This is a genomic window from Elioraea sp. (genome assembly GCF_022842375.1).
GTDB lineage: Bacteria > Pseudomonadota > Alphaproteobacteria > Acetobacterales > Acetobacteraceae > Elioraea_A.
This window is the reverse complement of sequence record NZ_JALHPR010000027.1, coordinates 53,597-65,073: the sequence shown is the minus strand read 5'-3', so window position 1 is coordinate 65,073 and position 11,477 is coordinate 53,597. Positions and strand designations below refer to the sequence as shown.

The window sequence follows — 11,477 nt, the reverse complement described above, 5'->3', positions numbered from 1 at the left end:
CGCCGGCGCGTTCCGCGCTGGCCGACCTCGCGCTCGACCCGCTCGCGCCGGCGGCGAGCTGGGAGCGCGTGCATGCGGAGGTCGAGCGGGCGATCGTCGCGCGCACCGCCTTCGCCGACTGGCGCGTGGTCGAGAGCGACCTTGCCCGCCACTACGGGGTGAGCCGCACGGTCGCGCGCGAGGTGATCGCGCGGCTGCACGAGCGCGGGCTGATCCGCCGCGATGCGCGCGCGCGCTGGATCGCGCCGGCGCTCACCGCAGCCCATGTGGGCGAGCTCTATGCCGTGCGCGCGCTGCTCGAACCCGCCGCCCTTGCCCTGGCGGCGCCGCAGGTGGAGCGCGGCTTCGCGGCCATGCTCCGCGGCCGCGTCGAGGCGGCGATGGCGCAGGCCGAGGCACTCGACGGCGCCGCTCTCGATGCGCTCGAGGCCGACCTCCACGTGTCGCTGCTCGGGCATTGCCCGAACGCGGTGCTGATGGAGGCGGTGCGGCTGCACCAGTCGCTGCTCGTCGCGCACAGCTTCCTCTACGGCTGGGTGCCGCGTCTGTTCCCGTCGGAGCCCTTCCTGCCGGAGCACCTGGCGGTGCTCACGGCGCTGGAGGGGGGGCGCGTGGCCGCGGCGGCCGAGGCGCTGAAGCGGCATCTCGAGGTCTCGCACGACCGTGCGATCGCGCGGCTCGAGCAGGTCAGGCGCGCGCCGGAGCCGGCGCCGCTCGCCTACCTCCAGGCGCTGCCGGACGCCGACGCGGTGTGACGCGGCGGGGGCTCGCGATCGCGGGTCAGACGGCGCCGAGCGCTTCGCAGCGCGCGAGATAGGCCTCGCTCAGCGTCACGCCGAGGCCGGGGCGCGTCGGCAGCGGCACGGTGCCGTCGCTCACCATCCGCTCGAACGGCGCGTCGACCATGTCGAGGCGGTCATCCTCGGGCCAGTCGGGGAAGATCTCCTGGATCAGCAGGTTCGGGGTTGCGAAGGCAAGGTTCACGCACGCCGCGGTCGCGATCGGGCCGCCGCAGTTATGCGGCTGGACGTAGACGCCGTGCGCGGCGGCGAGCGAGGCGATGGCACGCACGCCAGTGAACCCGCCGGCGATGCCGAGATCGGGCTGCGCGACGGAGAAGGCCCTCGCCTCGAAATGCCGGCGGAAATCGCCAAGGGTGGCGAGCCGCTCCCCCCCCGCGATGGCGATGCCGGTGGCGAGCCCGACCTCGCGCGCGGCCGTCGCATCCTCGGCGTCGGCCACCTCCTCCATGAAGAAGGGCTGGGTGTGGGCGATGCGCCGGCCGAAGCGGATGCTGTCCATCGGCCACATGTTGCCGTGCAGTTCGACGATGACGTCCATCGCAGGGCCGACGGCCGCGCGCACCGCCTCGACGCGCGCGACGGCAAGGTCCTCGTACCACCGCTCGAGGTGGCGGGTGACGTGGCATGAGCGGCCGGTGGCATCGAGCTTCATCGGGTCGAACTTCAGCGCCGTGAAGCCGCGCGCCTGCACCTTCCGCGCAGCCTCCGCGTACGCTTCCGGCGCGCCGAGGCCGCGGTACCAGCCGTTGCAGTAGACGCGCAGCCGCTCGCGGCAGGCGCCGCCGAGGAGCACGTGCACGGGCTGTCCGAGCGCCTTGCCCTTGATGTCCCAGAGCGCCTGGTCGATCGCGCTGATCGCAGCACCCAGGATGGGGCCGGGAACGTGGCCCCAGAAGCTGTCGCGGCGAAGCTTGTCGTGCAGCCATTCCGTGCGGAACGGATCGGCGCCGAGCACCATGGCGCGGCCGAGCTCCAGCACGAGCGAGGCTGCCGCCCGCCCGCCGGCACCGTAGGCGAGGCCGATCTCACCCGCGCCGCTGATGCCTTCATCGGTCTCGACGAGGATGGGGAGAACGCCGTGCGCCACGCCCTCCTTCATCGCGGGGAACGCGGTGCGCCAGCAGCGCAGTCCTGTGACCTTCATGACGCCCCTTCACTTTTGATCAAAACGATACGCGCGTGTTGACTCCCGATATGATCCTCGCAATGCTGCCTGCCGACAAGGAGCAACCATGTCGCTGATCCGCCCCCAGGCCACCGAGCCGCGCGACGATGATTCCGCCCAGCATGGTGAGTCCCCGGGGCTGCCCTTCGGCAGCACCGTCTACCAGCGGGTGCACGAGCACCTGCGCGCCGAGATCGTCGCGGGCCGCATTCCCCCCGGCACCAGGCTCAAGATCCAGGACCTCGCCTCCCGCCTCGGCCTCTCGCACATGCCCGTGCGCGAGGCGCTGCAGCAGCTCCAGGGCGAGGGACTCGTGGTGCTCCAGCCCAACCGCGGCGCCACCGTGCGGCGGATGGACCAGCACTTCGTGCGCAACATCTTCGCCATCCGCGAGGCGCTCGAGGGCCACCTCACCCGCCAGGCGGCTGGGCTCATCGGGGCTGAGGGCATCGCACGCCTCCGCGAGGTCCAATCGCAGATGCGCCGCGCCCAGGCGGGTGGGGACATCGGCGGCGTCGTGCGCCTCAACCGCGGCTTCCACCGCACCATCGAGACCGCCACCGGCAACGACGAGGCGATCCGCGTGCTTGACCTGCACAGCGACCTGATCGGTGCGCTGCGCATCCGCTACGGCTACCGGCGCGGGCGGCTCGCCACCGTGCTGCGCGACCATGACGCTCTGATCGCAGCACTCGCCCGCGGCGATGCGGCAGAGGCCGGCGCGCTGCATGACCGGCACATCCAGGCCGCGCGCGACGACATGCTCGCCGCGATGGATGACGACACGACGCGCTGAACGACAGGCAGCGGCGCCAAGCCGCGCCACCATGGTGGGAGGAGAATGATGCTTCGACGTTCCGTGATCGCCGGCCTTGCCGTCGCCGCGGCCTGGCACCCGGCGCGGGCCGAGACGCTGCCGGCGGAAATCCGTGTGATCGTTCCCTTTGCCGCCGGCGGCGCGACAGACCTGCTCGCGCGCCGGCTGCAGCCGCTGTTCGAGGCGAAGGGCCTGAAGCTCGTCGTCGAGAACCTCACGGGGGGCGGCTCGATGGTGGGGATGAGCCGGCTCGCGCAGTCGCGCCCCGATGGGCGGACGATCGGCATGGGCTCGTCCGGCCTGATCGGGCAGATCGTCTCCAACGAGATCCCGCTGCGGTTCGAGCAGTTCACGCCACTCGTCCGCGTCGCGGTCGACCCGCTTGTCATCGTCACCGGCAAGGCCTCGCGCTTTTCCACGATGGGCGACGTGATCGCGGCGATGAAGCCGGGGCCGGGCCCCTCGATGGGCGCAGCCGGCCCGCGCGGCACGATCGGCCATCTCCGCCTGGCCGGCCTGGCCGACCAGATCGGCGGCGAGTTCACCTATGTCGGCTATCCCGGCGCCTCGCGCGTGGCGCAGGAGCTGATGGGCGGGCATCTCGACCTCGCCATCGTGAAGCCGAACGACGTGTTCGGCCAGATCAGGGCCGGTGCGCTGCGTGTCGTCGCGGTGGTGGAGGATGATCGCGTGGCGCAGCTGCCCGACGTGCCGACGGTGGCCGAGGCCGGGCTTCGCCCGCACCCCTGGGGACGAATGACGCAGATGACCTTCATCAACGCACCGTCCGGCCTCTCCCCCGCGATGCGCGACGGGCTGATCGCCTTCCTCCGCGAGGCTGTTCTCTCGCCCCCCTACCAGGAGAAGGCGGCGTCGGACGGCTACATCGCCGATGCGCTTGCGGGCGATGCGCTCACCGCCGCGATCGCAGAGACGGCGCAGGCTCTCCGCACGGCACAAGCGAAGGTGGGGGCATGATGCGCCGCCGTACGCTCATCGCTGCCGCAACCATCGCCGGGGCAGGGCTTGCCCGCCCCGCGATCGTGCGAGCGCAAGGCTTCCCGACGCGGCCGGTGCGCATGGTGATCGGCTTCCCGCCAGGCGGGGGGTCCGACCAGGTGGGCCGCCCGTTGGCCCAGCGCATGCCCGACGTGCTGGGGCAGCCCGTGGTGGTGGAGAATCGCGGCGGTGCCAACGGCAACCTGGCACTCGAGCATGTCGCGCGCACCGTCGGCGACGGCTACACGATCTGCCATGTCAACAACAGCGTCATCGCCGTCAATCCGTTACTCTACCGGAACCTGCCGTTCGACGTGCTGACGGATTTCGAGGCGCTCGGCACCGTCACGCTCGGCGGGCTCATCGTCACCGTGCCTTCGGAGATGCCGGTGGCGAGCCTGCAGGAGCTCGTCGCCTACGCCAAGGCACGGCCGGGGCAGCTGAATTTCGGCTCCGGCGGGCAGGGCAGCATCACCCACCTCGGCTACGAGCTGTTCACGCGCCAGGCTGGGCTCGACATCGTGCACGTGCCCTATCGCGGCAGCGCGCCGGCGTTGCAGGACATGCTCGGCGGCCGTATCCAGCTGATGATCGACGGCGTGAACGTCAGCAAGGCGATGATGGAAGCCGGCCGGGTGAAGGCCCTCGCCTTCCTCGGGCGCCAGCGCCACACCCTGCTGCCCGACCTGCCGACAGGGATCGAGCAGGGCATGCCCAACCTGATCGTCGATGGCTGGCAGGGCTTCGTCGCCCCGGCGCGCACGCCGCCCGCGGTGATGGACAGGCTGGAAGCATCGCTCCGCCACGCGGTGCAGCACCCCGACGTGCAGGCCGCCTTCACCGCGCAGGGAACGATCGGGCATTTCCAGGACCGGGCGACCATGGCGCGCCTGATCCGGGAGGAACTGGCGCGTTGGCGGCCGATCGTGACGGAGCTCGGCCTCAGGCTCGACTGACGCCGCGGCGCGCGGCCCTGCCATAGTCCCAGAGGGCGGTCGGACCCGGGCCGACGAGGGCGCCGCCGATCCGGCCGACCACGTCATCGAGGTCGAGGCGCTGGTCTGGGAGGAGCTGGGCGAGCAGCCAGGCAAGCGTGTTGCCGCACGCCTCTGGGTCGACCGCGAGGCGGCGCAGCTCGGCTGTCAGCGCCTGGCACAACAGGGCCTCGGTGTTCGATCCGATGGCCGTGAGGCCACGATTGATCTCGCTGTGCATCGGTCCCTCCATCCGTGCCGCCCCCGGGACGACGTTGTCATACGTAGAACGTATTGATCGAATGGTGTCAACGAACTCATTACTTGAAACCGATCTCCCATGCTGCGATCCTGCGATGTGCCGCCACCAGGAGGGCCACGCGATGGCGATTCCGCCGCGCACACGCAGGGCGAAGCGCACCGAGACGAGCCGGACGCTGAAGCGCGAGGACACCAAGCAGCGGCTGATCGACGCCGCCGAGGCGTGGTTCAGCGAGCATGGCTACGACAACGTCAGCGTGAGCGAGATCGCCGCCCGCGCCGGCGTCGTCCCGTCGCTGATCAACACCTATTTCCTCGGCAAGGCGGGCCTGCTCTACGCGGTGGTGCAGCGCCACAACATGCCGCAGTGGCAGGCGCTCGAGGATGCGGGGCGCGGGCCCGGCACGCCGTTCGCGCGCCTCGCCCGCGTCATCGCCGTCTCGGCCACGATGGACACGGGCCGCATCCGCCTGTTCGGCGCGATGATGGCGCTCTCCTGGAGTTGGCCGCCGGAGACGGAGCGACAGAACCTCGCCGAGCGTGCGCCGTTCATGGAGATGCTGCGCGGGCTCGTGCGCGAGGGCGTCGCGGCGGGCGAGATCAAGCCCATCCCTGTCGAGGACGCGGTCGACGCCATCTGGTGGTGCTACACGATGGGCTTGCGCGGGGCGGTGTTCGGCACGGCGACGCCTGAGGCGTGCGCGGAGCGGGTCACCTCCGTGCTGCGCAGCCTGCTCCTCGCGCCGGACATGGAACGCCCGCGGGCCGGCAGGACGCGCTGAAGGCTGGAGCGGGTGAAGGGAATCGAACCCTCGTATGCAGCTTGGGAAGCTGCCGTTCTACCATTGAACTACACCCGCGCTGCCGGGGTTATACGGGCTGGCCGTGCCGCCCTGCAAGGCGGCATGACCGGCTTCCCGCCAAAGCCTTCTGGACGGGGGGCACCCACCCGGCGCCCAGAGCGGCGCTGCATCGAGGCACCGAGCGCCGTGGATGCTCGCAGCTTCCCAGCGGCATCGCGCGACGGCCGCCACGACGGAATGATATCGTTCCTATTGCATAACGTCATGGATCGACCGATACTGACTGGCTGATCCGTTCAGGACGGGCGCCGGTGGCCAATGAAGCCGTTGGACGTGGTTCGCCTGATGCCGCTGATGGCCCGCACGCTCGGGCGGCCCGAAATCGCCATCGCGCTCATCGACGGCCCGGTTGAAACGTCCCACCCCGATCTCGCGCATCTGCACAAGGCCCAGCAGCCGCAGCCCTCGCCGACAAGGTGCCACTCACCGGCAAGCGCGGCGTGCCGGCACGGAACCTTCGTCGCCGGCATTCTGGCGGGACGGCGGGGGTCCGCGGCACCGGCCATCGCACCCGGCTGCACGCTGATGCTCCACCCTCTGTTCCGCGAGGATGACGACGCATCCGGGGGAACACCAAGCGCCACGCCTGATGCCCTCGCACAGGCGGTCTCCGCGTGCGTCTCCGCGGGTGCGCGCGTCATCAATGTCAGTGCAGCGCTCGTCGCTGCGAGCGGGCGTGAACTGCGCAGCCTCGTCGCCGCACTTGATCACGCCGCGCGGAAGGGAACGCTCATCGTCGCGGCGGCCGGCAACCAGGCAACCGTCGGCGGCAGCGCGATCACGACACACCCTGATGTCATTCCCGTCATTGGCTGCGATGGATCGGGACGGCCGATGGCCGAGTCAACGCTCGGCGCCTCGATCGGCAGCCGCGGCCTCGCCGCGCCGGGAGAGGGCATCATCAGCCTCGAGCCAGGCGGCGGCGCTGTCACGATGGCGGGATCGAGCGCTGCCGCTCCCTTCGTCGCCGGCGCCATCGCGCTGCTCTGGTCGGAGTACCCGCGCGCCTCGGCCCGGCTCCTCCGGGCCGCGATCACGCGCATCGGCCCACGCCGGTCGATCGTTCCGCCGCTGCTTGATGCAGAGGCGGCATGGCGCGCGATGAGGGAATGACCGCAATGGCAACGGACCGCACGCCGCGTGACAGAAAGCCATTCCAGGTTCGCCTCCCGCGCTTCGTGACGGAGCAGGAGATCGGCCTTGGCGATGCCGTCTCGCACGTCGCGCGGGCGATGCGGGTGCGCCCCTGTGGCGACTGCTCGCGCCGCGCGGCCGCGATGAACCGGTGGGTCGTGCTCATGGGCCGCAAACCCTGAGGCCCACCAAGCAGGGAGGAGGCTGACCATGGAGGCCGAGACCATCCGACAAGGCGAGCCGCCAGGGCCCATGATCATCGCCGCCGAAGCGGAGGCGCCATGCCCCGCCTGCAGCGGTGCGGCAGGTGAGGCGTGGCTCGGTTATGCCTATGCCATCGGCCGGATCGAGGCGCGGTTCCCAACGCTTGCCGCCGAGAAGGAGTTTGCCCAGGCCGCCGGACGCACGGACGCCGCCGGCCAGACCGACCAGCAGACCTTCCACGCCGTGCTGTCCGCCCGCCAGAATCGCTACCTCGCGCGGCAGATGTGCTGGGTGATGCGCGTGCAAGGCATCGAGACATACCTGCTGCAGCCGCGCGATCCGGCCGATCTCGACCTCCTGATCGAGACGATCCGCCCTGCGCCCGACCCCGGTGACCTCGACGCGGTGATCGGCATTCGCGGCCCGGTCGCGGGACCCGAGGCCTGCAACGGGCTGATGCTGCCGATCCTTGCCTTCGACCAGATATACAGCTTCGCGCGCGATGCGCTCATCAAGGCGATTCCCCGGCCGGAGAAGACCACGGTTGCGCAGTTCCAGCCGGTGGCAGGGGAGGTGCTCGATCGCATCCTGCAATTGACCGACAATGCGGGCGCGACCGATGAGCATCGTGCGCTGAACTATCTCGCGATGCGCTATCCGGCGATCTACGCCCGCACCGCCGAAGCCTATGCGCGCAACGCCGCGCTCACGGCCGTCGACGTACGGCCGTCGACGCTCGCGGGAACCCGGCGGATCGTCGAGGTTGTCTTTGCCTATACGGATCGCGCGACGGACGTGACCGAGAAGGCCTTCGTGCGCGTGGACGTGACCGAGGAGTTCCCGTTCCTCGTGAGCAGGCTCACGCCGACCTTCGACCGGTAGGGCGCGGAGGACGGAAGAGCGAGAACAAGGCTGGGGTGAGAGAGGAGGAGACCATGACCGCACTGCCAGGCTTCACCGCTGCGCACTCGCACTATGTCACCCGGGCTGCCTATCGCGGCACGCCCCGCGGATCGGCATCGGCGGCCGTTGTCGCGCAGCTGCGCCCGATCGGCTTCTGCATGGCCGACTGTGACGTGACCGAGACGAATCCAGTCAGCAACATGTTGTGCAAGTTCGACTGCATGGAGGGCGGCGGCGACGCACCCGGCGGTCCAGGCGAGCCCACGTGCAAGCCGAGCTGCGGGCCGTGCATCGACGGCACGCGGCTGTGCGTCACGGCGGACTGCGACACCGTGGAACGCAGCTGCCGCACCCGCCCGCGGCGCGGCCGGAGCATGTTCCTGTGACCGCCCGGCTGCCCGGCTTCACCGCCGCCTCGTCGCTCGGACCAGGCGGCGCCTACCGGACTGGCGCGCATGTGCCGGGCATGGCGCCCTCGGTCGTTGCCGCCCTCGCCGCCAAGCCCACATGGTATGGCTGCGCCTGCGGCATGAAGGAGTGCTGCTGTCGCACCTGGGCACCGGGAGGCGACATCGTGTCCTGCTGCCCGCGCGACGGCGAGGGGAATTGTTACAGCTGGGTCGAGGGGCTGCGCGGCACTGGCCTGGCCCGCGCGCCCATGCTGGGCCTCGCCAGACGGTGACGGCTGCGCAGCCGCGAACTGGCTCTGGCGACGGGCCCAACCGTGCGGGCGGCGCCGGCCGATAACGGCGGCGGCCGATGCGATGGCCAGGTTCGGCGCAATCAGGCCCATGGCGCTTGACCGGGCCGGCGCCTGCCCGTATCCGTTGCGGTGGTGCATGCACCCCTCGCGATTTGTCCGGCCGGCTTGCGGCGAGGTAAAACATACGCGCTAAAAGGCTGCAGGCCCCCTCACAGGGGGTCGCGACCCCGTGGCCGGGCCCATGTCGCAAAGGGTCCGATGATGTCGAACGATACTCCCCGCTACCGCCCCGCCACCCTCGCCATCCATGGCGGGACGACGCGCAGCCAGCACGGCGAGACGGCCGAGGCGCTCTTTCTCACCTCAGGCTTCGTCTATGACGATGCCGCGCAGGCAGAGGCCACCTTCCTCGGCACGGAAACCCACTACCAATACAGCCGCTTCGGCAACCCCACCGTCGCGATGTTCGAGGAGCGCCTCGCCGCGATCGAAGGCGCCGAGGCCTGTCGCGCCACCGCCACCGGCATGGCCGCCGTCGCGGCCGCGATGCTCGCGCACCTGAAGGCGGGAGACCGCGTCGTCGCCTCGCGCGCGCTGTTCGGCTCATGCCACTGGATCGTCTCGACGCTGCTGCCCAAGTTCGGCGTCGAGACCGTGTTCGTCGACGGCCGCGACCTCGCCGCGTGGGAACAGGCCCTGTCGAAACCGACCCATGCCGTGCTGCTCGAAAGCCCCTCCAACCCGTGCCTCGAGGTGGTCGACCTGCGTGCGGTGTGCGACCTGGCGCACAAGGCGGGGGCGACCGTGATGGTCGACAACGTGTTCGCGACACCGCTGCTGCAGCGCCCGCTCGAATTCGGCGCCGACGTGGTGATCTATTCCGCGACGAAGCACATCGACGGCCAGGGACGCTGCCTCGGCGGCGCGGTGCTGTCCTCCAAGGCGTGGATCGAGGGGACGCTGCAGCCCTTCATCCGCAACACCGGCCCGGCGATGAGCCCGTTCAATGCCTGGGTGATGCTGAAGGGCCTCGAGACGCTGTCGCTCAGGGTCAACGCCATGTGCGCCTCCGCCGCCACGGTGGCCGACTTCCTGGCAGCCCAGCGCGGCGTCGCCCGCGTGCTTTATCCCGCGCGTGCCGATCATCCGCAGCATGAGCTGGCGATGCGCCAGATGACGCAGGGCGGCACGATCGTCGCGTTCGAGCTCGCGGGGGGCAAGCCAGCGGCGTTCCGCGTGCTCGATGCGCTGCGCCTGATCAGGGTGAGCAACAACCTCGGCGATTCGAAATCCCTCGTCACCCACCCGGCGACGACGACGCATATGCGCATCGGGGCGGCGGAGCGCGCGCTGCTCGGCATCACCGATGGGCTGGTGCGGCTTTCCGTCGGCCTCGAGGACGTGGTGGACTTGACGGAGGACCTCGGCCGCGCCCTGATTGCTGCGGAGATCGTACGCGCCGCGGAATGATCCGCGATCGTCAGGACAGCAGGATGCCGGATGGCCTTCGAGACCTGGATCGGCTTCGTTGCCGCAGCAGCGGTGATCCTCGCGATCCCGGGCCCGACGATCCTGCTGGTGATCGGACAGTCCATCGGCACCGGGCGGGGCGGGGCGTGGCCGCTCGTGGTCGGCGTCGCTGCCGGCGACCTTGTGGCGATGTCGCTGTCGCTCGCCGGGCTCGGCGCCGTCCTCGCCGCCTCGGCCACCGCCTTCACGGTGCTGAAATGGGCGGGTGCCGCCTATCTCGTCTGGCTCGGCGTCTCGCTATGGCGGGCGAAGGTTCCTGAGGCGGGCGAGATCCCGCCGGCGCTCGACCCGCTGAAGGCAGCGCGGGCGAGCTTCGTCGTCACCGCCCTGAACCCGAAGTCGATCGCCTTCTTCATAGCCTTCGTGCCGCTGTTCATCGACCCGGCCTCGCCCTTCCCGGCGCAGGCGGTGGTGCTGGTGGCGACATTCGTGACGATGGCCGGGCTGAACGCCGCACTCTACGCCCTGCTCGCCTCGCGCCTTTCCGGTACGGTGCGGCGGCCCGCCGTACGGCGCTGGTTCAACCGTGCGGGCGGGGCGATGCTGATCGGCGCTGGTGCGGCCACGGCCGGCATGCGGCAGGGTTGAGCAGGCTGGCTGGCGGATTGGCGAGAGGGCGGCATTGATGCGGGACGTCGAAGGCAGCGAGATGAGGCAGCAGGATGGCTACAGCCTGACGACGCGCGGCATCCGCATCACGGTGCGCCCGTTCTATCTCGAGGAGCAGTCAGCGCCCGACGAGGGAAGGTTCGTCTGGGCCTACCGCGTCGAGATCGCGAACGAGGGCGCGGTGGCGGTTCAGCTCACCCACCGCTCATGGTCGATCACCGATGCGATGGGCCGCGTGCAGAAGGTGCACGGGCCGGGCGTGGTGGGCGAACAGCCCGTGATCGCCCCTGGCGAAACGTTCGAGTACACGTCCGGCGCGCCCCTGCCGACGCCGTCGGGCTTCATGGAGGGCGCCTACCACATGGTGGTGCAGGGCACCGGCGAGGCCTTCGACGCCGCCATCCCCGCCTTCTCGCTCGACAGCCCGCACCAGGCGATGCGGCTTCACTGACGCGCCGGCCCGGGTTGCCTGGACCTCGGCGCCGGAATTCTCACGCGCGCGTGATCAATCG

General features: G+C 70.5%; 15 protein-coding genes, 1 tRNA gene and 1 riboswitch. Of the genes, 13 read left to right on the top strand and 3 right to left on the bottom strand.

Going from position 1 to position 11,477, the window contains the following annotated elements:
* The coding region (locus tag Q0C38_RS18915; RefSeq protein ID WP_291298683.1) for a GntR family transcriptional regulator at nucleotides 1–755 on the top strand (755 nt) is incomplete at its 5' end.
* Nucleotides 756–780: 25 nt separating this feature from the next.
* Here Q0C38_RS18915 and Q0C38_RS18910 read toward each other — a convergent pair.
* Nucleotides 781–1,947 carry a mandelate racemase/muconate lactonizing enzyme family protein gene (locus tag Q0C38_RS18910; protein WP_291298682.1) on the bottom strand — a complete coding sequence of 389 codons (1,167 nt, stop codon included), beginning with the start codon at nucleotides 1,945–1,947 and terminating at the stop codon, nucleotides 781–783.
* Nucleotides 1,948–2,035: 88 nt separating this feature from the next.
* Between Q0C38_RS18910 and Q0C38_RS18905 the strand changes: the two genes are divergently transcribed.
* The 3 genes from Q0C38_RS18905 to Q0C38_RS18895 are packed head-to-tail and all read left to right on the top strand — an operon-like array spanning nucleotide 2,036 to nucleotide 4,740.
* The gene (locus Q0C38_RS18905; RefSeq protein WP_291298681.1) at nucleotides 2,036–2,764 is read left to right on the top strand and encodes a GntR family transcriptional regulator; all 729 of its coding nucleotides are present in this window, start codon (nucleotides 2,036–2,038) and stop codon (nucleotides 2,762–2,764) included.
* A 48-nt stretch (nucleotides 2,765–2,812) separates the two neighbouring features.
* Entirely contained in the window at nucleotides 2,813–3,763 is a 951-nt protein-coding gene (locus Q0C38_RS18900; protein ID WP_291298680.1) for a tripartite tricarboxylate transporter substrate binding protein, read from the top strand.
* Entirely contained in the window at nucleotides 3,763–4,740 is a 978-nt protein-coding gene (locus tag Q0C38_RS18895) for a tripartite tricarboxylate transporter substrate binding protein (RefSeq protein WP_291298679.1), read from the top strand. Before Q0C38_RS18900 ends, Q0C38_RS18895 begins: the two co-directional genes overlap by 1 nt.
* On the opposite strand, the gene Q0C38_RS18890 is transcribed toward Q0C38_RS18895, so the two are convergent.
* On the bottom strand, nucleotides 4,727–4,999 hold the full coding sequence (locus Q0C38_RS18890) for a hypothetical protein (RefSeq protein ID WP_291298678.1): 273 nt from the start codon (nucleotides 4,997–4,999) through the stop codon (nucleotides 4,727–4,729). The genes Q0C38_RS18895 and Q0C38_RS18890 overlap by 14 nt on opposite strands.
* A gap of 142 nt (nucleotides 5,000–5,141) precedes the next feature.
* On the opposite strand from Q0C38_RS18890, the gene Q0C38_RS18885 reads away from it, so the two are divergent.
* Nucleotides 5,142–5,801, top strand: coding sequence for a TetR/AcrR family transcriptional regulator (locus Q0C38_RS18885; RefSeq protein WP_291298677.1), 660 nt, complete (start codon nucleotides 5,142–5,144; stop codon nucleotides 5,799–5,801).
* Nucleotides 5,802–5,805: 4 nt separating this feature from the next.
* Here Q0C38_RS18885 and Q0C38_RS18880 read toward each other — a convergent pair.
* A tRNA-Gly gene (locus tag Q0C38_RS18880) sits at nucleotides 5,806–5,879 on the bottom strand.
* 297 nt (nucleotides 5,880–6,176) lie between these two features.
* Here Q0C38_RS18880 and Q0C38_RS18875 point away from each other — a divergent pair.
* The 8 genes from Q0C38_RS18875 to apaG all read left to right on the top strand — a co-directional run bounded on the left by Q0C38_RS18875 (nucleotide 6,177) and on the right by apaG (nucleotide 11,416).
* Nucleotides 6,177–6,995, top strand: coding sequence for a S8 family serine peptidase (locus tag Q0C38_RS18875; RefSeq protein WP_291298676.1), 819 nt, complete (start codon nucleotides 6,177–6,179; stop codon nucleotides 6,993–6,995).
* A complete protein-coding gene (locus Q0C38_RS18870) occupies nucleotides 6,992–7,198 on the top strand; it encodes a hypothetical protein (RefSeq protein WP_291298675.1) in 207 nt (68 codons plus the stop codon). The genes Q0C38_RS18875 and Q0C38_RS18870 overlap by 4 nt, the downstream gene beginning before the upstream one ends.
* A 28-nt stretch (nucleotides 7,199–7,226) precedes the next feature.
* Nucleotides 7,227–8,102 carry a hypothetical protein gene (locus tag Q0C38_RS18865; protein WP_291298674.1) on the top strand — a complete coding sequence of 292 codons (876 nt, stop codon included), beginning with the start codon at nucleotides 7,227–7,229 and terminating at the stop codon, nucleotides 8,100–8,102.
* A 53-nt stretch (nucleotides 8,103–8,155) separates the two neighbouring features.
* Nucleotides 8,156–8,509, top strand: a complete 354-nt coding sequence (locus Q0C38_RS18860) for a hypothetical protein (protein WP_291298673.1) — start codon at nucleotides 8,156–8,158, stop codon at nucleotides 8,507–8,509.
* Entirely contained in the window at nucleotides 8,506–8,805 is a 300-nt protein-coding gene (locus Q0C38_RS18855) for a hypothetical protein (protein WP_291298672.1), read from the top strand. Before Q0C38_RS18860 ends, Q0C38_RS18855 begins: the two co-directional genes overlap by 4 nt.
* A gap of 155 nt (nucleotides 8,806–8,960) precedes the next feature.
* A riboswitch (SAM riboswitch) is annotated at nucleotides 8,961–9,039 on the top strand.
* A gap of 48 nt (nucleotides 9,040–9,087) precedes the next feature.
* Complete coding sequence (metZ, locus tag Q0C38_RS18850) at nucleotides 9,088–10,296, top strand: O-succinylhomoserine sulfhydrylase (RefSeq protein ID WP_291298671.1); 1,209 nt, start codon at nucleotides 9,088–9,090, stop codon at nucleotides 10,294–10,296.
* Nucleotides 10,297–10,326: 30 nt separating this feature from the next.
* Entirely contained in the window at nucleotides 10,327–10,944 is a 618-nt protein-coding gene (locus Q0C38_RS18845; protein WP_291298670.1) for a LysE family translocator, read from the top strand.
* 61 nt (nucleotides 10,945–11,005) lie between these two features.
* On the top strand, nucleotides 11,006–11,416 hold the full coding sequence (apaG, locus tag Q0C38_RS18840) for a Co2+/Mg2+ efflux protein ApaG (RefSeq protein WP_291298669.1): 411 nt from the start codon (nucleotides 11,006–11,008) through the stop codon (nucleotides 11,414–11,416).
* Nucleotides 11,417–11,477: the final 61 nt, after the last annotated feature.